This window comes from Frigidibacter albus (assembly GCF_009908165.1).
Lineage (GTDB): Bacteria > Pseudomonadota > Alphaproteobacteria > Rhodobacterales > Rhodobacteraceae > Frigidibacter > Frigidibacter albus.
On record NZ_JAAAUC010000001.1, the window covers coordinates 440,759 to 461,563 of the forward strand.

The window sequence follows — 20,805 nt, forward strand, 5'->3', positions numbered from 1 at the left end:
ACCCCCTGCAGGTGCCCCGGCCATGTCCTTGCTGCGTCTGACCTATCTTGCGCTCGCCATCGCCGGCACGGTGCTGCCGATGCGCCATTACCTCGACTGGCTGTCGGCCAATGGCTGGAGCCTTGGCGGCATGATCGACGCCTGGTTCGTGAATGCGGCCACCACCGGCATGGTCTGGGACCTGATGATCGCCGCGATTGCGCTGATCGTCTGGGCGTTGGCCGAGATCTGGGTGCGGCGCAACTGGATCGCGCTTCTGGCACTGCCGGCGACGGTCTGCATCGGGGTGTCCTGCGGCTTGCCGCTTTATCTTTTCCTGCGCAGCGGACGGGTGAGCTGATGGACCATTTCCTGTATCGTTCCGGCATCCTCCATGCCGAGGATGTGGCGATCCCCGAGATCGCCGCGGCGGTGGGCACGCCGTTCTACGTGTACTCCACCGCCACGCTGGAGCGGCACTACCGGCTGTTTACCGAGGCGCTGGACCCGCTGCCGCATCTCGTGTGCTTTGCGGTCAAGTCGAACAGCAATGTCGCGGTGCTGAAGGTGCTGGGGGATCTGGGCGCGGGGATGGATGTCGTCTCGGGCGGCGAATACCTGCGCGCGAAGGCGGCGGGCGTGCCGGGCGGGCGGATCGTGTTCTCGGGCGTGGGGAAGACGAAAGCTGAGATGCGGCTGGCGCTGGAGGGCGGCATCCGGCAGTTCAACGTGGAGTCGGAGCCGGAGTTGCTGGCGCTGTCCGAGATCGCGGCGGGGATGGGGGTTGTCGCGCCGATCGCGCTGCGGGTGAACCCGGACGTCGATGCGAAGACCCATGAGAAGATCGCGACCGGCAAGAGCGAGAACAAGTTCGGCATCCCGATTGCCAAGGCGCGCGAGGTTTATGCCTTGGCGGCGCGGCTGCCGGGGATAGATGTCTGCGCCGTCGATGTGCATATCGGCAGCCAGCTGACCGATCTGGCGCCGTTCGAGCAGGCCTATCTGAAGGTCGCGGACCTGACGCGGGCGCTGCGGGCCGACGGGCATGACATCCGGCGGCTGGATCTGGGCGGGGGGCTGGGGATTCCCTACACCCGCTCGAACGAGGCGCCGCCGCTGCCGGTGGAGTATGGCGCGCTGATCAAGCGGACGGTGGGGGACCTCGGCTGCGAGATCGAGATCGAGCCGGGGCGGCTGATTTCGGGCAATGCCGGGCTGCTGGTGTCGGGCGTGATCTATGTGAAGGCGGGGGAGGGGCGGGATTTCCTGATCCTCGATGCGGCGATGAACGATCTGGTGCGCCCGTCGATGTATGGCGCGCATCATGATATCGTGCCGGTGGTGGAGCCGGCGGCAGGCGCGGCGGCGCAGCCCTTCGACGTGGTGGGCCCGGTCTGCGAGACCGGGGATACCTTCGCCAAGGCGCGCCACCTGCCAGCGCTGGCGGCGGGGGATCTGGTCGCCTTCCGCTCGGCCGGGGCATATGGCGCGGTGATGGCCAGCGAATACAACACCCGCCCGCTGGTGCCCGAGGTTCTGGTCCGCGGGGATCACTTCGCCGTCATAAGGGCCCGCCCGACGTTTGACGAAATCCTCAACCGCGATACCATCCCCGAATGGCTGTGACGCGCAATCCTGCGCATTCGGCCCCGGACGCGGACCGACACCCGGCATGACCGACCCAAACACGATCACCGCGCAGGCGCTGGCGCGCATCGCCCGGCCCTTGCGGCTGACCCGCGCTGCAATGGCTGCAGAACGGCTGGCGCGCTGCTTCTGGCCGGTCTCGACGCTGCTGCTGGCTGTCGCCGCGGCGCTCGCGTTCGGCGTGCAGGATCACCTGACGCAAGGCGCGCTGTGGGGGCTGGCCTTGGCCTTGGCCGTTGCTCTGCTGGCCGCGCTGGTGCTGGGGCTGCGGCGCTTCCGCTGGCCCTCGCGCGCCGAGGCGATGGCGCGGCTGGACGGCACCTTGCCCGGGCATCCGCTGGCAGCGCTGACCGATGCGCAGGCGCTTGGGGCTGGCGACGCCGCCTCGGCCGCCGTCTGGCGCGCGCATCTGCAGCGGATGGCGGCGCGGGCGGCCGCGGCACGGGCGGCGGCGCCCGATCTGCGGCTGGCCTCGCGGGACCGCTTTGGCCTGCGTTATGTCGCGCTGACCGGATTCGTGATGGCGCTGATCTTCGGCGCGCCGGGACGGGTGGGCGAGGTTGCCACCATCGCGGCGGGCGGCACGCCCGCGCAGGCCGCCGCCGGGCCAAGCTGGGAGGGCTGGGTGGAACCCCCCGCCTATACCGGACGGCCGAGCCTCTACCTCAACGCCATCGAGGCGGCGACGCTGGAAGTGCCCGAGGGCAGCCTGTTTACCTTCCGCTTCTACGGCTCTGCCGGGGCCATTGCGCTGGACGAGACGATTTCGGCGGGCGAGGCGCCAGTGGCGGAGCCGGCCGAGGACGGCCCCCGATCGGCCGAATTCGCCGCCGCGCAGACCGGGACCGTGCGTATCGACGGACCGGGCGGGCGCGAGATTGCGGTGACGGTGCTGCCCGATGCCGCGCCAAGCGTGACCTTTGCGGGGGATATCGAGCGCGAGGCGGATGGCGAGATGACCCAGCCGTTCAGTGCGCGTGACGATTTCCAGATCGCCGCGGGGCAGGCGGAGTTCGTGCTGGACATCGAGAAGGTGGACCGCCGCTTTGGCCTTGCGACCGAGCCCGAACCGCGCGAGCCGCATGTGCTGGACCTGCCGCTGCCGATCTCTGGCAACCGGGCGGAGTTCACCGAGCTGCTGATCGAGAATGCCTCCAAGCACCCCTGGGCGAACCTTCCGGTCAAGCTGTCGCTGACGGTGGAGGACGGCCTTGGCCAGACCGGGCAGTCCGAGACCCGCGAGCTGCCGCTGCCGGGGCGGCGGTTCTTCGACCCGCTGGCCGCTGCCGTGATCGAGATGCGGCGCGACCTGCTGTGGTCGGCCGAGAACGCGCCGCGGACCCTGCAGGTGCTTCGCACCATCAGCCACCGGCCCGAGGGCTTCTTCCGCAACCAGCGCGCCTATCTGATGCTGCGCGTGGCGATGCGGCGGCTGGAGGCAGGGATCGCCGAAGGCCCGCTGGACCCCAGCTTGCGCGATGAGCTGGCCGAGGCGCTGTGGGAAATTGCGGTGCTGGTCGAGGATGGCGGGCTGTCGGATGCGCTGGAGCGGATGGAACGGGCGCAGGAACGACTGTCGGAGGCGATGCGCAACGGCGCCTCGCCCGAGGAGATCGCCGAACTGATGGACGAGCTGCGCGAGGCGACGGATGCCTATATCCGCCAGCTGGCGCAGCAGGGCGAGCAGCAGCCCGGGGATCAGATGGCGCAGGGCGAGGGCCAGCAGATCACCGGCGACCAGTTGCAGGCGATGATGGACGAGATCCAGCGCCTGATGGAAGAGGGCCGCATGGCCGAGGCGCAGGAGCTGCTGGAGCAGCTGAACCGCATGATGCAGAACATGCGCGTGACCCAAGGCGAGGGCGGCGAGGGCGACATGCCCGGCGGTCAGGCGATGCAGGATCTGGCGGAAACGCTGCGCGACCAGCAGGGACTGTCGGACGAGACCTTCCGCGACCTGCAGGAGCAGTTCAATCCGGGCGGCCAGCAGCCGGGCGAGGGCCAGCAGGGTGAAGGCCAGCAGCCGGGTGAGGGCGAGCAGGGCGAAGGGCAGGGGCAGGGCCAAGGCGAGGGCAGCCTTGCCGACCGCCAGCAGGCGCTGCGCGATGAGCTGGAACGCCAGCAGGGCGGGCTTCCGGGGCAAGGTACCGAGAGCGGCAATGCCGCCCGCGGCGCGCTGGACCGGGCGGGCCGTGCGATGGACGAGGCGGAACGCGCGCTGCGCGAGGGCGACACCGGCAGCGCCATCGACCGGCAGGCCGAGGCGATCGAGGAGCTGCGCGAAGGGATGCGCAGCCTTGGCGAGGCGCTGGCCGAAGAACGCGGCGAGCGCCAGCCCGGTGAGCCCGGGCCCGGCGAAGAGCGGCAGGCACAGGAGGGCGCCGGCGGTGACCGCGACCCGCTGGGGCGGACCATCGGCCGCGCCGGGCGCAGCGGATCGGATGAGAACATGCTGCAGGGCGAGGATGTCTATCGCCGCGCCCGCGACCTCTTGGACGAGATCCGCCGCCGCGCGGGCGAGCAGGAGCGGCCCGAGCTGGAGCTGGACTATCTGCGCAGGCTGCTGGACAGGTTCTAGGGCGCGCGTCAGTCCGCGGTGGACAGCGCCTCGATCCGGGTGGCGACGGTGCGGTCCAGCCAGATGCGGCCGCGGTCCACGGCGCCGACATATCCCGCCAGCGCGGGCGCCGCGCCCGGAAGCTGGGCGCTGATCCGCGGGGCGCTGAGATAGACGCCGAGCAACACCAGCACCAGCCCCAGCGACAGGCCGAAGCCGAGGCGGAAGCCGCTACGGCGGCGGCGCAGGGTTTCGGGCGCGTCCACGGCTGCGGCCTCGCGGCCGCGTTCGGATGTGGCGCGCAGGGTGGAGTTGATTTCCTCGATATCCGGCAGCAGTTCACGCCGCGGCGGGCGGTTGGCGGCGGCGATTTCCGCCTCCAGCTCGGGATCCTCGCCGCGCAGCGTGGCGCCGCGTTCGGTGGCATCGGGTTCGACGGCTTCGGGAAGGGGCGCGGGCCGTTCACGGCGCGGGGCGGCAGGTGCCAGCGGCAGTTCGGCCTGGGTCTCGAGCCCGGGATTTTCGCCGCGGCGGGCGCGGACCTCGCGTTCCGCCTCTTCGCGCAGCACGCTCAGCACGGCCTCGTCGATGCTGCGCCGGCGCAGCTCGGCTTCGGGGCGGGGGGAGGGATTTGCGGGGGCTGCGGCCATCGCGGCGGCGGCGAGCCCGGCAGCGGGCATCTCGGCGGGAACTGGCGCCGTGTCTGCCGGCACCGATGTCTGATCCTCGGTCCATTCATCGGCGGGCCAATCCTCGGCCTCGTCCGCAAGCGTGGCCTCGGGCGTGTCATCCAGCGCAGCAGCGAGGGCGGCTTCGGCCTCGGTCGACAGCTCGGGGCTGCCGGAGAGGTCGAGATCCGAGCCGAGATCGGGCCAGGCCGGGTCTTCCGCCTCATGCATGTCATCGGCGTCGGCGGGGGCTTCGGGCAGGGGTTGCGCCGTGGAGGCGGCATCCTCGAAGGGCAGATCGGCCTCGGGTTCCGGCGCTTCGGCGAACTCGGCGCCCGCGGGGGGCTGGAACCAGGCCTGGCCGCAATTGGAGCATTGCACGTCGCGCCCGGCGGCCGGGATCACCCGGTCATCGACCTCGTATTGCGCCGCGCAGTTCGGGCATGTCAGCCGCATTGATGTTCCTCGACCTGCCCCTGTTTGCCGCCAATGCCGCCGGCCGGCGCCTTTTCGCGGGTTTCCCCGGGCAGGGCCTCGCGGCGCAATCAGCCGTTCTGGTCAACGTCTTCGGAGTGTTGTAGCAAGCAAATGGCGGTTATCCAAGCATTTGTCGGCACTTCCGCAAACGGCACCGAGGGGTGGAGAGACCAGTGATCGAGCTTGAGAATGTCAGCTATGGCTATGGCAGCGGCGAGCTGCTGACCGAAATGTCGCTGAAGCTGGCGCCGGGTTCCTTCCATTTCCTGACCGGGCCGTCGGGCGCGGGCAAGACCACCTTCCTGAAGCTGCTCTATGCCGAGCTGATGCCTTCGGCCGGGCAGGTCACGGCATTTGGCAATGATGTCCGCTCGATGGCGCGCGACGATATCGCGCTGCTGCGGCGACGGGTGGGCGTGGTGCATCAGGATTGCCAGTTCCTGGACCATCTGTCGCTGGCCGAGAATGTCGCGCTGCCGCTGACGGTAGCAGACCGTGAGATCGACACGCGCGAGCTGGTGGAGCTGCTGGGCTGGGTGGGCCTGAAGGCGCAGATGGACAGCCTGCCGCCAGCGCTGTCGGGCGGTGAGCGGCAGCGGGCGGCGCTGGCGCGGGCGGTGATCATGGCGCCCGACGTGATCCTGGCGGATGAGCCCACGGGCAACGTCGATTGGGAGATGTCGCTGAAATTGCTGACGCTGCTGGTCGAGTTGAACCGGATGGGCAAGACCATCGTGATCGCCACCCATGACATGAACCTGATCCGCAGCGCCAAGGCGCAGGTCGCGGCGCGGGTGCTGCGGATCAAGGGCCGGCGGCTGCATCTGGCGGGGGCGGATCTGTGAAGCGTTATCTGGTTCTGGCACGCGCCTTCCTGGCTTCGGATCTGCAATCGGACCGGGTGGTGCCGCCCTCGGGCTTTACCGCGCGGCTGACGGTGTTTGCCGCCGCGGCGATGGCGTTTCTGGCGGTGTTCGCGCTGGCGCTGTCCTTTGCCGCGGGGCGGCTGTCGGATCGCTGGTCGGATGCGCTGGCGCAGTCGGCGACGATCCGGGTGTCGGCGCCGCAGGACCAGATCGACCGGCAGGTGACGGCGGTGATGGGCGTGCTGGAGACGACGCCGGGCATCGCCTCGGCCCGGCAATTGCCGCCCGAGGAGACACAGGCGCTGCTGGCGCCGTGGTTCGGGCCGGACCTGCCGGTAGAGACGCTGCCGATCCCGGCGCTGATCGAGCTGGTCGAGGGCGGCGGTGGCTTCGATGCCGAGGGGTTGCGGCTGCGGCTGCAGGCCGAGGCGCCGGGCGCGGTGCTGGATGACCATGACCGCTGGCGCCGGCCGCTGGTGGCGGCGGCGGGGCGGATGAAGCTGCTGGCCACCGGTTCGCTGCTGCTGATCGGGGCGGCGATGGCGGCGATGATCACGCTGGCGGCGCAGGCGGCGCTGGCGGCGAACGGGCAGGTGATCCGGGTGCTGCGGCTGGTGGGGGCGCGCGATGTGTATATCGCGCGGGCCTTCGTGCGCCGCTTCACCCTGCGCGCGGCGGGCGGTGCGGCGGTGGGGGCGGCGCTGGCGATGATCGCGGTGGCGCTGATCCCGGCGGGGGATGATGGCGAGGGCTTCCTGACCGGACTCAGCTTCGAGGGCGGCGAATGGATCTGGCCGCTGCTGCTGCCGCTGATGGCGGCGGGCGTGGCCTTTGCTGCCACGCGCGCGGCGGCGCTGCGAGCGCTGAAGGGGCTGATGTGATGGCTGCGCTGCAGTGGCTTCGGTCCTTGCTGTTCGTGGCGCAGATCTATCCGATGATGGCGCTGATGGCGCTGTGGTTCACGCCGCAGGTACCGTTCCGCCGCGAGGCGGCCTTTGACGCGGTGCATTGCTGGTGCCGGTGGGTGCGCTGGAGCGCGCGCTGGATGCTGGGCCTGCACTCGGAAGTGCGGGGCGAAGTGCCGACCGGCGAGGTGCTGATCGCGTCGAAGCATCAGAGCTTCTTCGACATCATCCTCATCGTCAGCGTGGTGCCGCGGCCCAAGTTCATCATGAAGAAAGAGCTGCTGCGCGCCCCGATCCTGGGTTGGTATGCGGTGAAGATCGGCTGCGTGCCGGTGGACCGCGGCAAGCGCGGGCAGGCGATCTCGCAGATGCTGGCCGATGTCCGCAGCGGCGCGGCAGAGCCGGGGCAGCTGATCATCTACCCGCAAGGCACCCGCGTCGCGCCGGGGGCCGACATGCCCTACAAGGCCGGCACCGGGATCCTCTACGGCCAGCTGGGGCAACCCTGCGTGCCGGCGGGCACCAATGTCGGCCTGTTCTGGCCGCGCAGGGGCATCTTGCGCAAGCCGGGGCTGGCGGTGGTGGAGTTCTTGCCGGCAATCGAGCCCGGCAAGCCGATGCCCGAGTTCATGGCCGAGCTGGAGGCTGTCGTGGAGGCGTCATCGGATCGGCTTATGGCCGAGGCGGGATATCTTCCGCGCTGAAAGGGCACCTGGATGCAGTTCATCGACACGCTGGACGATCTGGCCGCGCAGTATGGCGTGCCGCAGCCATCCTCGACCACCAAGGTCGCGGGCCGGCTGATCCCCGAATACCGGGACTGGATCGAACGCTCGCGCTTCTGCATCCTGTCCACCGTCGGGCCCGAGGGTACCGATGCCAGCCCGCGCGGCGATGAGGGCCCGGTGGTGCGGGTGCTGGATGACCGCACGCTGGCGCTGCCCGACTGGCGCGGGAATGACCGTATCGACAGCCTGCGCAACATCGTCCGCGACGGGCGGGTGAGCCTGATGTTCATGATCCCGGGCTCGGTCAACGTGATCCGGGTCAACGGCCGGGCGCGGGTGACGGCGGATGCCGGCCTGTGCGGCAGCTTCGGCCGCGAGGGCCGCGCGCCGCGAACGGTGACGGTGATCGCGCTGGACGAGGTGTATTTCCAATGCGCCCGGGCCCTGCTGCGCTCGCGCCTGTGGGCGGGCGTTGACGAAAGCGCCGGGTTGCCGACGCCGGGGCAGATCCTTGCGGCGATGACGGCGGGCGCGGTCGGCGGGGCGGCGTATGACGCCGAATGGCCGGGGCGCGCCGCCAAGACGATGTGGTAGGTTGATGCGGCCGGAGCGCATCCCCATCTGCTGGGGATGAACAGTCCTCAGCACCCCCCGATCCACCCGCAGCAGGCCCGGCTGGACCGCATCCACCGCGTCGCGCGGCTGATGGATGCGCGCTACCGGCTGCCGGGTACGTCGTACCGCATCGGGCTAGACGGCCTCATCGGCTTGATCCCGGGGGTGGGCGATACCGTCGGCCTCGCCGTGTCGGGCTGGATGATCTCCGAGGCGGTTCAGGCCGGCGCCCGGCGGCGCACCATCGTGCGGATGGCGGGGAATGCCGTCATCGACTGGGCGGTGGGCATCGTGCCGGTGGCAGGTGACCTGTTCGACTTCGCGTTCAAGAGCCACCAGCGCAACGCGGCGCTGCTGGCTGCCGATCTGGAGCGGATGGGCGCGGTCAGGCCAGTTTCAGCGCGATGATGCCTGACACGATCAGCGCGACCCCGGCGATGCGTACCAGCGTCGCCGGCTCTCCGAACAGCGCCATGCCGAGTGTCGCTGTGCCAAGCGCGCCGATGCCCGTCCAGACCGCATAGGCGGTGCCGACGGGCAGCGACTTCATCGCCTGCGCCAGCAGGAAGAAGCTGGCCAGCGCGCCGATGATGGTCAGTGCGGTTGGAACCAGCTTGGTGAAGCCATCGGACCATTTGAGGCCAAGCGCCCAGCCAACCTCCAGCACGCCGGCAATGAGGACGAGCGCCCAGGGATTGGTCGGCATCACGCTGCAAGCCCCTTGCTGCCCATATCCAGGAATTTCTGGCGGCGGTCCTTGATCAGCGCCTCGGGCTTCTTGCCCGACAGCTCTTTCAGCATGGCCTCGATCGCCTTGCCCACCGCGTCGATCGCCTCGCGCGCGCCGCGCTGTGCGCCGCCGACGGGTTCCTTCACGATGCGGTCGATGACGCCCAGCTTCAGCAGGTCCTGCGCGGTCAGGCGCAGCGCCTCGGCGGCCTCACGCATCTTCTCGGCATCCTTCCACAGGATGCTGGCACAGCCCTCGGGCGAGATCACCGAGTAGATCGAATGCTCGAGCATGGCGATGCGGTTGGCGGTGGCGAAGGCGACGGCGCCGCCCGATCCACCCTCGCCGATGATCACGGCGATCAGCGGGGCGCCGAGTTCGAGGCATTTCTGGGTGGTGCGGGCGATGGCCTCGGACTGGCCGCGCTCTTCCGCGCCCTTGCCGGGATAGGCGCCGGGGGTATCGACCAGCGTGATCACCGGCAGGCCGAAGCGATGTGCCATGTCCATCAGCCGGATCGCCTTGCGATAGCCTTCGGGGCGGGCCATGCCGAAATTGCGCTCGATCCGGCTCTTGGTGTCGTTGCCCTTCTCGTGGCCGATCACCATGACGGGGGTGTCGTTGAAGCGGGCGAGGCCGCCCATCACCGAATGGTCGTCAGCGAAGTTGCGGTCGCCGGCCAGTGGCGTGTATTCGGTGAACAGCGCCTCGATATAGTCCTTGCAATGCGGGCGGTCGGGATGCCGCGCCACCTGGCATTTGCGCCAGGGCGACAGGTCCTTGTAGAGGTCGCGCAACAGCGTGTCGGCCTTGCGGTCGAGCGCGGCGGCCTCTTTTTCCACATCCATCTCTTCATTCTTGCGCGCCAGCGCCCGAAGCTCTTCGGCCTTGCCTTCGATCTCGGCCAGCGGCTTTTCGAATTCGAGATAGTTCATGCGGGCTCTCCGGGTAGCGGGGGGACGAGCGATATATGCCCGCGCCGCCCTGTCTTTGCAACCGCAACGCCGGATGCTGCATGTGCACAGGGAAGTGATGGAACTGATCGTTTGCCAAGTGTGTTAGCCGCAAAAGCCCAAATCGGAAGGAGGCAGCGATGCAGCCCGAAACATCACGGCGCCAGCGCATGCGATCGCTGGCGCTTGGCCTTGCAATCGGGATGGCGGCAGCGTTGCCGGCAGCTGCCCTGACGCCGCTGCAGGAGGGTGTCTATGCCCGTGGCGGGGTCGAGGTGGAGCATCTGCGCTTTGGCGATGAGGACGCGACCGGGGCCTATCTGGACTTCGACATCGGCATCGCGACCGGCACCGTCTTCGGCCTGCCGGTCGGGGTCGAGTTGGGCGCCGAGGGGTTTTCCGAGGCGGATGGCGAAAGCGCCTTCTATGGCGCGGCGACCTTCGATACCGGGCTGGGGGTGGTTGGCGTCGGCGTGCCGCGCTTCGCGCTGGACAAGTATGTCTCGACGCCAAAGCTGGGCGGGTTCCGGCTGATCGAGGTGATCGACCTTGGCCTGATCGACGGGCGCGGGGTGTCGGGGCTGTATTACCTGACCTCCAGCGATATTCCCTACGGGATCAGCTATGATCTGGCGGGCGAGAATTTCGGGCTTGGGCTCAGCTATCACGAATATGACGACGAGGATGGCACGTCGGTGATCCAGGCGGCGGGCAATGTCCGGGCCGGGCTGATGGTGTTCGGCGCGGGCGGCGAGTATCTCGACAGCCGCGCCGGGGATGCCGAGTTCTACACGGCCAGCATCGCCCTGCAGACCGAGTGGTTCGACCTTGGCGCGCAGCATTCGCGGCTGCAAACCACCATCGACTTCGGCGAGCTTATCACCGACGATTTCGGCGAGGCGCTGGACGAGTTGGGCGTGGGCAGCCTTGCGGTGACGGGTGAGGTCGATGCGACCAAGCTGTGGGCGACGTGGCGCCCGATCCAGCGGCTGGACCTGACGGCCAGCTACGTGGCCTTCGATGGCGGCAATGAAGAGCTGTATGGCCTCAACGCCCGCTACAACCTTGCCGGGATGTTCGTCGAAGGCGGCGCCGTGGACGGGTTCGGGAACGAGCCGCTCTACAGCGCCTCGGTCGGGTTCGACTTCTGAGGCGCGGAAAGGTGCGGGGCAGGGGCCCCGCACCTTTCGGGGTTCAGCCGGCGATCATCTCGGATTGCCGCACGATCACCTCGGCCTGCTTGATGCTGGCGATATCGACCAGCCGGCCCTTGTAGACGGTTGCGCCTTCGCCGCGGGCGGTGGCGGCCTCCATCGCGGCCAGGATCTCGCGCGCCTCGGCGACGGCTTCGGCCGAGGGGGTGAACACCTCGTTGGCGATGGCGACCTGCTTGGGGTGGATCGCCCATTTTCCGACCATGCCGAGCGTGGCCGAGCGGCGGGCCTGTGCCCGGAAACCCTCATCATCGGAAAAGTCGCCGAAGGGGCCATCGACGGGCAGAACCCCGTGCGTGCGGCAGGCTGCGACGATGGCGGCCTGCGCCCAGTGCCAGGGGTCGGACCAGTGCCGCGCGCCCTCATGCAGCATGTAGTAATTTTCCTGGGTGCCGCCGATGCCGGTGGTCTGCATCCCCATGCTGGCGGCGAAATCGGCGGCGCCAAGGCTCATCGCCTGCAGGCGCGGGCTGGAGGCGGCGATCTCTTCGACATGGGCGATGCCGGCGGCCGATTCGATGATGGCCTCAAAGCTGATCGGCTTCTTGCGGCCCTTGGCGCGCTCGATGGCTGTTACCAGGGCGTCCACCGCATAGACATCGGCGGCGCAGCCAACCTTGGGGATCATGATCTGGTCGATCCGGTCGCCCGCTTGTTCCAGGATCTCGACCACGTCGCGATACCAGAACGGGGTGTCTAGCCCGTTGATGCGGACGCTGAGATACTTGGTGCCCCAGTCGATGTCGTTGATCGCCTGAATGATGTTGGCGCGGGCCTGCGGCTTGTCGGCCGGGGAAACCGAATCCTCGAGGTCGAGATTGATGACATCGGCAGCGCCGCTAGCCATCTTCTCGAAGATCGCCGGGCGAGAGCCGGGGCCGAACAGCTGGCAGCGGTTCGGGCGGGCGGGGGCGGCGGGCTGGATGCGGAAGCTCATGCGGGGCCTTTCGCAAGGATGTGTCAAATCGGGCTGCGCATTGGGTATAATGTTGCGCGGAGGCATTCAACCCGCTTTCGCAGTTGCGGCGCAAGGGCCACGGGAATGCGGCGCCGCAGCGCCCGGCGCCGAAATCTTCGGCAAAGGCCGGCCGCTGCCGCAGAAACTTGCGCAGGGGCCGCTGCGGGGCGGCGAAAACCCCAAGACATTTCCGGGGGGACGTCTAGTGTCTCCCACAACGAACGGATGGAGAGCGCATATGGCCATGATCGAGACCCCCTATCTGCTGTTCCTTGGCGACGCCGCCGACCAGCTGGCCGCGAAGGTCGCGCAAGGCATCAAGGACTGGCGCCCGGAATTCGCCATCGGCCAGTTCCGGATGGAGGGCTGCAAGGCCGATCTGGGCTTGCCGGACATGGACCTTGCCGCGGCAAAGGCCGCCGGCTGCAAGACGCTGGTAGTAGGCGTTGCCAACCGCGGCGGGGTGATCTCGGGTGCCTGGATCAAGGTGCTGGTCGATGCGCTGGCCGAAGGCTTCGATCTTGCCTCGGGTCTGCACAACCTGCTGCGGGATGAGCCGGTGCTGGTCGAGGCTGCGGCGCGGTTCGGGCGCAAGCTGCATGACGTGCGGGTGCCCGAGGTGGAATACCCCATCGCCAATGGCAAGAAGCGCGCCGGCAAGCGGATGCTGGCCGTGGGAACCGATTGCTCGGTCGGCAAGATGTATACCGCGCTGTGCGTCGAGAAGGAGATGCGCGCGCGCGGGATGAAGGCGAGTTTCCGCGCGACGGGGCAGACCGGCATCCTGATCACCGGCGACGGGGTGCCGCTGGATGCGGTGATCGCCGACTTCATGGCCGGGTCGGTCGAATACCTGACGCCGGCGAACGATCCTGACCACTGGGATCTGATCGAGGGGCAGGGCAGCCTGTTCCATGTCAGCTATTCGGGCGTGACGCTGGCGCTGATCCATGGCGGGCAGCCCGATGCGCTGGTGATCTGCCACGAGCCGACACGGGCGCATATGCGGGGTCTGCCGGAGTATACGCTGCCGACGCTGGAACAGGTGCGCGACGCCGCGCTGCTGCTGGCGCGGGTGGCGAACCCGGCCTGCGTGGCGGTGGGCTATGCGATCAACACCCAGCACATGCCGGAAGCCGAGGCGAAGGCCTATCTGGCCGATGTCGAGGCACGGCTGGGGCTGCCGGCGACCGACCCGTTCCGGTTCGGTGCGGCCAAGCTGGTGGACGCGCTGGCGGCGATCTGAGAGGGGAGCCGGTTCGGTTCGGGCGGAAAAAGGCGAGGCACTGCCTCGCCCCGCCCGTGCGGGACCTGTCACCCAGAGCCATTGGCGGCACGAGACCGGCTGAGGGCAGCGCCCGACCTGGCGGGCGAGAAGCGCCCGCCGAAGGCGGGGCGGGCGCTGGCCGGGCCCTTTGGGGGCCCGGCCGGTGCAAATGGCGAGGTCACGGCGTGGCGAAGGCGATGGCCTTCGCCATTGAAACCACCCCCGCCGATACCGGGGGTTGCGGCCCCCGGCCTTTCGCGGAAGGATCGCGGCAAAAGGCGCAAACCCTCCCATGCGCCGAGCAAGGAGCTATCATGCAGATCACCGTCACCCCCGAGACCTTCCGCCTGGCCGAGGTCTTCACCATCAGCCGCGGCAGCCGGACCGAGGCGAAGGTCCTGACGGTGCGGATCACCGACGAGGGCCATGCCGGCTGGGGCGAATGCGTGCCCTATGCCCGCTATGGCGAGAGCCTTGAGAGCGTGGCGGATGAAATTGCCAGCCTGCCCGAGGCCTTCACCCGCGATGAGCTGCAAGGCCTTCTGCCCGCCGGGGCGGCCCGCAACGCGGTGGATTGCGCGCTGTGGGATCTGGAGGCGAAGCGGGCCGGCAAACGGGTCTGGGACCTGATGGGCCTGCCCGCACCGGGGCCGATGACCACCGCCTATACCCTGTCGCTGGCCGAGCCAGAGACCATGCGGGCGCAGGCGGCGAAGAATGCGCATCGCCCGCTGCTGAAGATCAAGCTGGGCACGCCCGACGATATGGCGCGGCTGGCGGCGGTGCGGGCCGGGGCGCCGGACACGCCGATCATCGTGGACGCGAACGAGGGCTGGACCACCGAGATCTACAAGGATCTGGCGCCGCATCTGATCCGCATGGGGGTGAAGCTGGTCGAACAGCCGCTGCCCGCCGGCGCCGACGAGATGCTGGCCGAGATCGAGCGCCCGCTGCCGGTCTGCGCCGACGAAAGCTGCCATGACCGGCATTCGCTGGCTGAAATCGCGGGCAAGTATGATTTCGTCAACATCAAGCTGGACAAGACCGGCGGTCTGACCGAGGCGCTGGCGCTGCGCAACATGGCGCAGGTGCAGGGCTACGGGGTGATGGTGGGCTGCATGGTCGGCTCCAGCCTGGCGATGGCGCCCGCAGTGCTGCTGGCGCAGGGCGCGGGCTTCACCGATCTTGACGGGCCGCTGCTTCTGGCCGAAGACCGCGAGAATGTGCTGCGCTATGACGAGGCCGGGGTTCACCCATCCAGCGCGGCGCTGTGGGGCTGACCGCACCCGCATTTCGGCACAACAAGAGGGACTGAGCAATGAGCCGCATCGTCTATGTGAACGGCAGCTATCTGCCCGAGGAAGACGCCAAGATCTCCATCTTCGACCGGGGCTTCCTGATGGCGGATGGCGTCTATGAGGTGACCAGCGTGCTGGACGGCAAGCTGCTGGACTTCGCGGGCCATGCCGCGCGGCTGGAACGCTCGCTGACCGAGCTGGACATGGCCTGCCCGGTGACGATGGAGGAACTGCTGGCGATCCACCGCGAGCTGCTGGAGAAGAATGCGATCACCGATGGCATGGTCTATCTGCAGATCACCCGCGGGTCAGCCGGCGACCGTGACTTCGCCTTCCCCGACCCGGCGAAGGTGCCGTCCTCCATCGTGCTGTTCACGCAGGCCAAGCCCGGGCTGGCCGACACTCCGGCGGCGCGCACGGGGATCAGGGTCATCACCGTGCCCGACATCCGCTGGGGCCGGCGCGACATCAAGACCGTGCAGCTGCTGTATCCGTCGATGGGCAAGATGATGGCCAAGAAGGCCGGGGTCGATGATGCCTGGATGGTCGAGGATGGGTTCGTGACCGAGGGCACCTCGAACAACGCCTATATCGTCAAGGGCAACAAGATCATCACCCGGCATCTGGGTACCGAGATCCTGCACGGCATCACCCGCGCCGCCGTGCTGCGGTTTGCCCGCGAGGCGCAGATGGAGGTCGAGGAACGCAGCTTTACCGTGGACGAGGCAAAGGAGGCGGACGAGGCGTTCATCACCTCCGCTTCCGCCTTCGTGATGCCGGTGGTGGAGATCGACGGTGCCACCATTGGCGCCGGTGCGCCCGGCAAGGTGGCGGTGCGCCTGCGCGAGATCTATATGGACGAAAGCCGCAAGTCGGCGATCTGATATTGTGCAGGGGCGGCGCAGTGGCGCTGCCCCTTACCCTGCGAACTCGATGTAGAGGTCGTTCGCATCCACATCGCCGGGCAACACGCCATCCAGGATCGCGCGCAGCTTGCCGTCGATCAGCACCTCTGTCCCGGTTCCGTCCGCCGTCTGTTGCAGCACGACATCCACGGCCGTATCCGGCGCGGGGGCGAAGATGGTGATCTCGATCTGGTCGGAGCCGGGCTGATAATCGACGATGGTGGTGGCCGACAGGTCATCGGGCGCCTGCGGGGCGGCATCCTCGTCCTCGGCAAGGTCATCTGTGTCGGTGTCGACCGCGGTGTCGCTGGTCGCGGGGAGCGGATCAGAGGCTGTGTCGCCGCCCTCCGGGTCGGCAGTGTCGTCCGGAATGTCAAAGCCGATCTCTGCCAGAATCGGCTCCAGCGCGGCCAGTGCCGCCTCGGGGTCCTTGCTGTCGTCTTCAGGGTCGGTCGGCGGATCCAGATCGACCTTGTCCAGGAACGGCGCCAGCGCGGCGAGCGGGTCCTGGTTGCCCGTCTCGTCTTCGGGGTCGGCCCCGGTCTCGTCCGGCAGGTCGAGGCCGAGGATGTCTGCAAGAGAGGCGGGGGTCACGGGGGCCTCGGCGGTCTGCGCGGCGCCCGCGTCTTCGGCGGCGGGGTCGGTCCCGGTCGGGCTTGCCGCGGTCAGGCGCGAGACGGCGGCCAGAACGTCGAGATCGGCTGCGGCGTCCGGCTCTTCGCTGTCGGCCTCCCAGTCTGCCGCCTCATCCTCGATGTCGGCGTCTTCGGCTTCCAGCTCCCAGGGGTCCAGCGCCTCCTCCTCGACCGCCATCGTGGGCGCCGCCATCTCTGGCTCGGCCTCGGCATAGTCCAGCAGCGAGGCGCCTTCGCCCTCTGTCTCGGGATCCTCCGCCGCAGGCGCGGGGGCATCGGGTTCGGCGCCGTCGTCTGTGGACTTGTCCTCGTCGTCTTTATCCCCCGACCCGGCAGCCGGAAGCGCCGCGCCCAGAAGGCCCAGCAAGAACAGCGACATGACTTCAAGACCGAGCATTCAGACCCCCTGACGGGAAAAGTGGCACAGGACGGGCATTTACCCGTTAACCGTGTATCAAGGGTTTGTGAGGGACGGCCGGGGAGTCAAGCGACGAAACATCCTGACCGCCCTGATCAAGGGTGGCGCGGCAGACAGTCGGCGCAGGGGGCGGCAACTGTTGCGGGCGGGGCAACGATAGCGCGGCAGCGCGTTGGTGCGCCCGCCGCGCTTAGCCTTGATGCGCCTTGATCGCTTCTGCGAAGGTGGCCTGTTTTGCGGGGTCCGCCTCGGTCTGGTTCGCGGCGACCCAGTCGGCATACGGCATGCCATAGAAGACCTCGCGCGCCTGATCCTTGCTCATCTCGAGGCCGCGCTCGTTCGCCGCCTCCTGATACCAGCGCGACAGGCAGTTGCGGCAGAACCCGGCGAGGTTCATCAGGTCGATGTTCTGAACCTCGGGGCGAGCCTCCATCAGATGCGCGCGCAGGGCGCGGAAGGCGGCGGCTTCAAGCTCGGTGCGGGTGGCGTCGTCCATGGTGTGCTCCTTTACAGGCCCAAATTTCAAAGTCCGGTATCGGCCAGGCTGGCTTGCAGGATCGGGGCCAGAAGATCGGCCCAAATGATCTGGCCCTCTTCGGTGGCGATCAGGTCGTTGCGCACCTCGATCAGCACGTTGAGCCGCCCGGGTTGCAGCGCGTGGCGGTCGATGGCGTCGCCGTCGAGATGGCCCAGATAGGGTTCGTTGTCGCCGACACACATCCCGGTGGCAGCAAGGCGCGCAATCAGCGGCCGTGCCAGCCGGCCATCGAGATGCGAATGCAGGACACCGACCTGCCAGGGCCGCGGCGCCCGGCCGTTCAGCCGTGGGGTAAAGCTGTGGACCGCGCAGATCACGGTATCGGGGCGGCGGGCGGCAAGCGCTGCGTAGGCGGCATGATAGGGCCGGTGATAGGCCGCCAGCCGCCGTTCCAGCTCGGCCGCATCGGCCTGGCGGTTGGCAGGAATGATGGTGCCGTCATAAAGCCGCATCAGCAGCGTCGGATCATCCTCGCCGCGGTTCGGGTCGATCACCAGCCGCGAGAAATCGGACAGGATCGCGGGGGCGTCCAGCCGTTCGGCGAGGTGCCGGCTCAGTCCCGCAGCGCCCACGTCATAGGCGATGTGGCGCGCCATGTCGGCCGGGGCAATGCCAAGGCTGCCGCCGCCAACCTCGGCCGGAACGGTGTTGGTGGCGTGGTCACAGGTGACCAGCCAGCGCGAGGGCCGGGCGTCGCCAATGATTTCATAAGGGATATGGGTCATCGTCGTGATCCTGTGCTCTGCCCGGTTTAGGCCAACCCGGAGCCATGCGCCAGTTGCGAGCGCAGCAAATCTGGGCCATAAGGTGTATGGCCCACATGGAAAATGCAGAAAAGACAGGGGACGAGGCTGAATGAGACGCCTTCGTAAAGTGAAGATCGTGGCGACCCTCGGGCCGGCCTCCAGCGATTACCAGACCATCCGCGCATTGTTCGAGGCAGGGGCCGACGTGTTCCGCCTGAACATGAGCCACGGCACCCATGCCGAGCAAAAGGCGCGCTATGACATCATCCGCCAGATCGAGGCCGATACCGGCCGTCCGATCGGCGTGCTGGCCGACCTTCAGGGGCCGAAGCTGCGGGTTGGCACCTTTGCCAGCGGCGCGGCCGAGCTGGAAGAGGGGCAGCCCTTCCGCTTTGACCTCGATGAAGAGCCGGGCGATGGCCACCGCGTGTGCCTGCCGCATCGCGAGATCTTCGAGGCGCTGCAGCCCGGCGCGACGCTGCTGGTCAATGACGGCAAGATCGCGATGAAGGTGCTGGAGTGCGGGCCCGATTTCGCAAACTGCACCGTCACCATCGGCGGCACCATCTCCAACCGCAAGGGCGTGAACGTGCCCGACGTGGTGCTGCCGCTGGCGGCGCTGTCGGACAAGGACCGCGCCGATCTGGAATTCGTCTGCGACCTTGGGGCCGACTGGCTGGCGCTGTCCTTCGTGCAGCGCGCCGAGGATGTGATCGAGGCGCGCGAGCTGGCGCGCGGGCGCTCGGCGATCCTTGCAAAGATCGAGAAACCGGCGGCGCTGAACAAGTTCGACGAGATCCTGGCGGTCTCGGACGGGATCATGGTCGCGCGCGGCGATCTGGGGGTGGAGCTTCCGGTCTATACCGTGCCGCCGATCCAGAAGCGGCTGGTGCGCAAGTGCCGCGCGGCCGGCAAGCCGGTGATCGTCGCGACGCAGATGCTGGAATCGATGATCGAAAGCCCGATGCCGACGCGCGCCGAGGTATCGGACGTGGCGGCGGCGATCTATGAGGGCGCCGACGCGGTGATGCTGTCGGCGGAATCCGCGGCCGGGCGCTACCCGATCGAGGCGGTGGCGACGATGGACAACGTCGCCCGCTCGGTCGAGACCGATCCGACCTACCGCGAGGTGATCGAGGCCAGCCGCCGCGCCGTGCGCGAGACCGTGGCCGATGGCATCGTCGCCGCGGCGCGCGAACTGGCCGAGACCACCGACATCAAGGCGATCTGCTGCTACACGCAAAGCGGAAAGACGGTGAACCTTGTGGCGCGCGAGCGGCCGCGGGTTCCGATCATCGCCCTGACCCCGGTGCAATCGGTGCTGCGCCGCCTGTGCCTGACCTGGGGCGTGCATTGCGCCTATTGCGAGCCGGTGGACCGCTTCAAGATGGCCGTCGTCGGCGCCGCCCGCATCGCCCGCGCCGAAGGCTTTGCCACCGAGACCGACCAGATCCTGGTGACTGCCGGTGTGCCCTTCAACGTGCAGGGCACCACCAACATCCTGCGTGTCGCCCCCTGTGATGAGCGATTGATTTTCCGCACCGATCCCGAATGATGGGCGCGGGGCCGGCGCGATGTGCGGCGGCCCCGTGTTCAGGGGTGGGTGATGGACAGTGACCTTATGCTGGTCGTGGGGCTTGCGCTGGTGGCCTTTGGTATTCCGGCACTGGTCAGTGCCTTTTCCGACAGCCGCCCGCCCCGAGCCGCCGCCGTGGCCTTCGTCCTGGGGGGCGGGCTGATCACCTACGCAGTGATGACCAATCCCGGCGGATATGAGGTCGGCGATATTCCGGATGTGGTGATGGATGTGATCGCCCGGGTGATCCGCTGACGCGGCAGACCGCGGATTTTTGCAGCTTTCCCCTTGTCACAGCCCCGGGCCCCGTCTATAGGGCGCCCTCTACACGCGGGACCGGCCGAAGTGGCATGCCGAGTCGCGCGGATAACCAAACTCGAAAGAGGAGATGGAAATGCCCAAGATGAAGACGAAATCCGCTGCGAAAAAGCGGTTCTCCTTCACTGCATCTGGCAAAGTGAAGGCAGGCCCGGCCGGCAAGCGGCATGGCATGATCAAACGCTCGACGAAATTCATCCGTGACGTGACCGGGACCATGATCCTGTCCGCGTCCGACGCGAAGATCGTCAAGAAATACATGCCCTACGACCGGTAAGGAGCCACAGAGATGTCCCGCGTTAAATCTGGTGTGGTCACCCACGCCCGTCACCGCAAGGTGATCAAGAAGGCCGCCGGCTATTACAGCGCGCGCAGCCGCAACTTCCGGACCGCCACCCAGGCCGTCGACAAGGCGCAGCAATACGCCACGCGCGACCGCAAGGTGCGCAAGCGCAACTTCCGCGCGCTGTGGATCCAGCGGATCAACGCCGCCGTGCGGCTGTTCGACCCGGAATTCACCTATTCGCGCTTCATCAACGGTCTGGCTCTGGCCGGGATCGAAGTGGACCGCAAGGTGCTCGCCGATCTGGCCGTGCATGAGCCCGAGGCGTTCAACGCCATCGCAGCCCAAGCCAAGGCCGCCATCCCGGCCTGATCTGCGCCCTGCGCCGTCACGAGAATCGAAAAGCCCCGCTGGCGCCCGCCTGCGGGGCTTTTTGTTGCGCGGGCTCCGAAAACATGTGTGACAGATATGTAAATTCTGTTGAGCCGGTCGTCCCTTCCATGCACGCTTCCCCTCAGGCCACC

24 protein-coding genes are annotated in these 20,805 nt (G+C 68.1%); 17 read left to right on the forward strand and 7 right to left on the reverse strand.

Features of this window, described 5'->3' with window-relative positions:
• Positions 1 to 22 precede the first annotated feature (22 nt).
• From GVY41_RS01945 to GVY41_RS01955, 3 genes are read left to right on the forward strand one after another with little or no spacing between them, the layout of a single operon-like run.
• The gene (locus tag GVY41_RS01945; RefSeq protein ID WP_161342833.1) at positions 23 to 340 is read left to right on the forward strand and encodes a DUF2834 domain-containing protein; all 318 of its coding nucleotides are present in this window, start codon (positions 23 to 25) and stop codon (positions 338 to 340) included.
• On the forward strand, positions 340 to 1,605 hold the full coding sequence (gene lysA / locus GVY41_RS01950; protein WP_161342835.1) for a diaminopimelate decarboxylase: 1,266 nt from the start codon (positions 340 to 342) through the stop codon (positions 1,603 to 1,605). Before GVY41_RS01945 ends, lysA begins: the two co-directional genes overlap by 1 nt.
• 46 nt (positions 1,606 to 1,651) lie before the next feature.
• On the forward strand, positions 1,652 to 4,204 hold the full coding sequence (locus tag GVY41_RS01955; RefSeq protein WP_161342837.1) for a TIGR02302 family protein: 2,553 nt from the start codon (positions 1,652 to 1,654) through the stop codon (positions 4,202 to 4,204).
• A gap of 8 nt (positions 4,205 to 4,212) precedes the next feature.
• Here GVY41_RS01955 and GVY41_RS01960 read toward each other — a convergent pair whose 3' ends face one another.
• Entirely contained in the window at positions 4,213 to 5,307 is a 1,095-nt protein-coding gene (locus GVY41_RS01960; protein ID WP_161342839.1) for a zinc-ribbon domain-containing protein, read from the reverse strand.
• 2 nt (positions 5,308 to 5,309) lie between these two features.
• Between GVY41_RS01960 and GVY41_RS20480 the strand changes: the two genes are divergently transcribed.
• From GVY41_RS20480 to GVY41_RS01985, 6 genes are all read left to right on the forward strand, one after another.
• A complete protein-coding gene (locus tag GVY41_RS20480) occupies positions 5,310 to 5,432 on the forward strand; it encodes a hypothetical protein (protein ID WP_268234482.1) in 123 nt (40 codons plus the stop codon).
• Positions 5,433 to 5,501: 69 nt separating this feature from the next.
• On the forward strand, positions 5,502 to 6,173 hold the full coding sequence (locus tag GVY41_RS01965; RefSeq protein ID WP_161342841.1) for a cell division ATP-binding protein FtsE: 672 nt from the start codon (positions 5,502 to 5,504) through the stop codon (positions 6,171 to 6,173).
• The gene (locus tag GVY41_RS01970) at positions 6,170 to 7,075 is read left to right on the forward strand and encodes a cell division protein FtsX (protein WP_161342843.1); all 906 of its coding nucleotides are present in this window, start codon (positions 6,170 to 6,172) and stop codon (positions 7,073 to 7,075) included. Before GVY41_RS01965 ends, GVY41_RS01970 begins: the two co-directional genes overlap by 4 nt.
• Positions 7,075 to 7,803, forward strand: a complete 729-nt coding sequence (locus GVY41_RS01975) for a lysophospholipid acyltransferase family protein (RefSeq protein ID WP_170301077.1) — start codon at positions 7,075 to 7,077, stop codon at positions 7,801 to 7,803. The genes GVY41_RS01970 and GVY41_RS01975 overlap by 1 nt, the downstream gene beginning before the upstream one ends.
• A 12-nt stretch (positions 7,804 to 7,815) precedes the next feature.
• Positions 7,816 to 8,421 carry a pyridoxamine 5'-phosphate oxidase family protein gene (locus GVY41_RS01980; RefSeq protein WP_161342847.1) on the forward strand — a complete coding sequence of 202 codons (606 nt, stop codon included), beginning with the start codon at positions 7,816 to 7,818 and terminating at the stop codon, positions 8,419 to 8,421.
• Positions 8,422 to 8,457: 36 nt separating this feature from the next.
• Entirely contained in the window at positions 8,458 to 8,850 is a 393-nt protein-coding gene (locus GVY41_RS01985) for a DUF4112 domain-containing protein (protein ID WP_161342849.1), read from the forward strand.
• Here the strand turns inward: GVY41_RS01985 and GVY41_RS01990 are convergent.
• On the reverse strand, positions 8,828 to 9,148 hold the full coding sequence (locus GVY41_RS01990) for a DMT family transporter (RefSeq protein ID WP_161342851.1): 321 nt from the start codon (positions 9,146 to 9,148) through the stop codon (positions 8,828 to 8,830). The two genes, GVY41_RS01985 and GVY41_RS01990, sit on opposite strands and share 23 nt — an antisense overlap.
• Entirely contained in the window at positions 9,148 to 10,107 is a 960-nt protein-coding gene (locus GVY41_RS01995) for an acetyl-CoA carboxylase carboxyltransferase subunit alpha (protein WP_161342853.1), read from the reverse strand. Before GVY41_RS01995 ends, GVY41_RS01990 begins: the two co-directional genes overlap by 1 nt.
• A gap of 158 nt (positions 10,108 to 10,265) precedes the next feature.
• On the opposite strand from GVY41_RS01995, the gene GVY41_RS02000 reads away from it, so the two are divergent.
• Positions 10,266 to 11,276: a hypothetical protein gene (locus tag GVY41_RS02000; RefSeq protein ID WP_161342855.1), complete on the forward strand. Its 1,011-nt coding sequence runs from the start codon at positions 10,266 to 10,268 to the stop codon at positions 11,274 to 11,276.
• A gap of 43 nt (positions 11,277 to 11,319) precedes the next feature.
• Here the strand turns inward: GVY41_RS02000 and GVY41_RS02005 are convergent, their stop codons facing one another.
• On the reverse strand, positions 11,320 to 12,276 hold the full coding sequence (locus tag GVY41_RS02005) for an L-malyl-CoA/beta-methylmalyl-CoA lyase (protein ID WP_161342857.1): 957 nt from the start codon (positions 12,274 to 12,276) through the stop codon (positions 11,320 to 11,322).
• A gap of 265 nt (positions 12,277 to 12,541) precedes the next feature.
• Between GVY41_RS02005 and dgcN the strand changes: the two genes are divergently transcribed.
• The 3 genes from dgcN to GVY41_RS02020 all read left to right on the forward strand — a co-directional run bounded on the left by dgcN (position 12,542) and on the right by GVY41_RS02020 (position 15,746).
• On the forward strand, positions 12,542 to 13,543 hold the full coding sequence (gene dgcN / locus GVY41_RS02010; RefSeq protein WP_161343126.1) for an N-acetyltransferase DgcN: 1,002 nt from the start codon (positions 12,542 to 12,544) through the stop codon (positions 13,541 to 13,543).
• Positions 13,544 to 13,878: 335 nt separating this feature from the next.
• Positions 13,879 to 14,844, forward strand: a complete 966-nt coding sequence (gene dgcA / locus GVY41_RS02015; RefSeq protein ID WP_161342859.1) for an N-acetyl-D-Glu racemase DgcA — start codon at positions 13,879 to 13,881, stop codon at positions 14,842 to 14,844.
• Positions 14,845 to 14,882: 38 nt separating this feature from the next.
• Positions 14,883 to 15,746 (forward strand): D-amino-acid transaminase, encoded by an 864-nt coding sequence (locus GVY41_RS02020; protein ID WP_161342861.1) that lies wholly within the window; start codon positions 14,883 to 14,885, stop codon positions 15,744 to 15,746.
• 33 nt (positions 15,747 to 15,779) lie between these two features.
• Here GVY41_RS02020 and GVY41_RS02025 read toward each other — a convergent pair whose 3' ends face one another.
• The 3 genes from GVY41_RS02025 to GVY41_RS02035 form a co-directional block, all read right to left on the reverse strand.
• Positions 15,780 to 16,799: a hypothetical protein gene (locus GVY41_RS02025; protein ID WP_161342863.1), complete on the reverse strand. Its 1,020-nt coding sequence runs from the start codon at positions 16,797 to 16,799 to the stop codon at positions 15,780 to 15,782.
• A 211-nt stretch (positions 16,800 to 17,010) separates the two neighbouring features.
• The gene (locus GVY41_RS02030; RefSeq protein WP_161342865.1) at positions 17,011 to 17,316 is read right to left on the reverse strand and encodes a DUF1244 domain-containing protein; all 306 of its coding nucleotides are present in this window, start codon (positions 17,314 to 17,316) and stop codon (positions 17,011 to 17,013) included.
• Positions 17,317 to 17,342: 26 nt separating this feature from the next.
• Complete coding sequence (locus tag GVY41_RS02035; protein ID WP_161342867.1) at positions 17,343 to 18,083, reverse strand: N-formylglutamate amidohydrolase; 741 nt, start codon at positions 18,081 to 18,083, stop codon at positions 17,343 to 17,345.
• Between the two features lie 130 nt (positions 18,084 to 18,213).
• Here GVY41_RS02035 and pyk point away from each other — a divergent pair, with 130 nt between their 5' ends.
• The 4 genes from pyk (at position 18,214) to rplT (ending at position 20,653) form a co-directional block, all read left to right on the forward strand.
• Positions 18,214 to 19,659 carry a pyruvate kinase gene (pyk, locus tag GVY41_RS02040; RefSeq protein ID WP_161342869.1) on the forward strand — a complete coding sequence of 482 codons (1,446 nt, stop codon included), beginning with the start codon at positions 18,214 to 18,216 and terminating at the stop codon, positions 19,657 to 19,659.
• 51 nt (positions 19,660 to 19,710) lie between these two features.
• Positions 19,711 to 19,935: a hypothetical protein gene (locus tag GVY41_RS02045; RefSeq protein ID WP_161342871.1), complete on the forward strand. Its 225-nt coding sequence runs from the start codon at positions 19,711 to 19,713 to the stop codon at positions 19,933 to 19,935.
• A 139-nt stretch (positions 19,936 to 20,074) separates the two neighbouring features.
• The gene (rpmI, locus tag GVY41_RS02050) at positions 20,075 to 20,275 is read left to right on the forward strand and encodes a 50S ribosomal protein L35 (RefSeq protein WP_161342873.1); all 201 of its coding nucleotides are present in this window, start codon (positions 20,075 to 20,077) and stop codon (positions 20,273 to 20,275) included.
• Positions 20,276 to 20,287: 12 nt separating this feature from the next.
• Complete coding sequence (gene rplT / locus GVY41_RS02055; RefSeq protein ID WP_066815426.1) at positions 20,288 to 20,653, forward strand: 50S ribosomal protein L20; 366 nt, start codon at positions 20,288 to 20,290, stop codon at positions 20,651 to 20,653.
• The last annotated feature ends 152 nt before the right edge of the window (positions 20,654 to 20,805 follow it).

Coding starts and splice junctions, on each gene's coding strand:
- GVY41_RS01945 (WP_161342833.1), top strand. CDS start 23: ATGTCCTTGCTGCGTCTGACCTATCTTGCGCTCGCCATCGCCGGCACG.
- lysA (WP_161342835.1), top strand. CDS start 340: ATGGACCATTTCCTGTATCGTTCCGGCATCCTCCATGCCGAGGATGTG.
- GVY41_RS01955 (WP_161342837.1), top strand. CDS start 1,652: ATGACCGACCCAAACACGATCACCGCGCAGGCGCTGGCGCGCATCGCC.
- GVY41_RS01960 (WP_161342839.1), bottom strand. CDS start 5,307: ATGCGGCTGACATGCCCGAACTGCGCGGCGCAATACGAGGTCGATGAC.
- GVY41_RS20480 (WP_268234482.1), top strand. CDS start 5,310: ATGTTCCTCGACCTGCCCCTGTTTGCCGCCAATGCCGCCGGCCGGCGC.
- GVY41_RS01975 (WP_170301077.1), top strand. CDS start 7,075: ATGGCTGCGCTGCAGTGGCTTCGGTCCTTGCTGTTCGTGGCGCAGATC.
- GVY41_RS01980 (WP_161342847.1), top strand. CDS start 7,816: ATGCAGTTCATCGACACGCTGGACGATCTGGCCGCGCAGTATGGCGTG.
- GVY41_RS01985 (WP_161342849.1), top strand. CDS start 8,458: ATGAACAGTCCTCAGCACCCCCCGATCCACCCGCAGCAGGCCCGGCTG.
- GVY41_RS01990 (WP_161342851.1), bottom strand. CDS start 9,148: ATGCCGACCAATCCCTGGGCGCTCGTCCTCATTGCCGGCGTGCTGGAG.
- GVY41_RS01995 (WP_161342853.1), bottom strand. CDS start 10,107: ATGAACTATCTCGAATTCGAAAAGCCGCTGGCCGAGATCGAAGGCAAG.
- GVY41_RS02000 (WP_161342855.1), top strand. CDS start 10,266: ATGCAGCCCGAAACATCACGGCGCCAGCGCATGCGATCGCTGGCGCTT.
- GVY41_RS02005 (WP_161342857.1), bottom strand. CDS start 12,276: ATGAGCTTCCGCATCCAGCCCGCCGCCCCCGCCCGCCCGAACCGCTGC.
- dgcN (WP_161343126.1), top strand. CDS start 12,542: ATGATCGAGACCCCCTATCTGCTGTTCCTTGGCGACGCCGCCGACCAG.
- dgcA (WP_161342859.1), top strand. CDS start 13,879: ATGCAGATCACCGTCACCCCCGAGACCTTCCGCCTGGCCGAGGTCTTC.
- GVY41_RS02020 (WP_161342861.1), top strand. CDS start 14,883: ATGAGCCGCATCGTCTATGTGAACGGCAGCTATCTGCCCGAGGAAGAC.
- GVY41_RS02025 (WP_161342863.1), bottom strand. CDS start 16,799: ATGCTCGGTCTTGAAGTCATGTCGCTGTTCTTGCTGGGCCTTCTGGGC.
- GVY41_RS02030 (WP_161342865.1), bottom strand. CDS start 17,316: ATGGACGACGCCACCCGCACCGAGCTTGAAGCCGCCGCCTTCCGCGCC.
- GVY41_RS02035 (WP_161342867.1), bottom strand. CDS start 18,083: ATGACCCATATCCCTTATGAAATCATTGGCGACGCCCGGCCCTCGCGC.
- pyk (WP_161342869.1), top strand. CDS start 18,214: ATGAGACGCCTTCGTAAAGTGAAGATCGTGGCGACCCTCGGGCCGGCC.
- GVY41_RS02045 (WP_161342871.1), top strand. CDS start 19,711: ATGGACAGTGACCTTATGCTGGTCGTGGGGCTTGCGCTGGTGGCCTTT.
- rpmI (WP_161342873.1), top strand. CDS start 20,075: ATGCCCAAGATGAAGACGAAATCCGCTGCGAAAAAGCGGTTCTCCTTC.
- rplT (WP_066815426.1), top strand. CDS start 20,288: ATGTCCCGCGTTAAATCTGGTGTGGTCACCCACGCCCGTCACCGCAAG.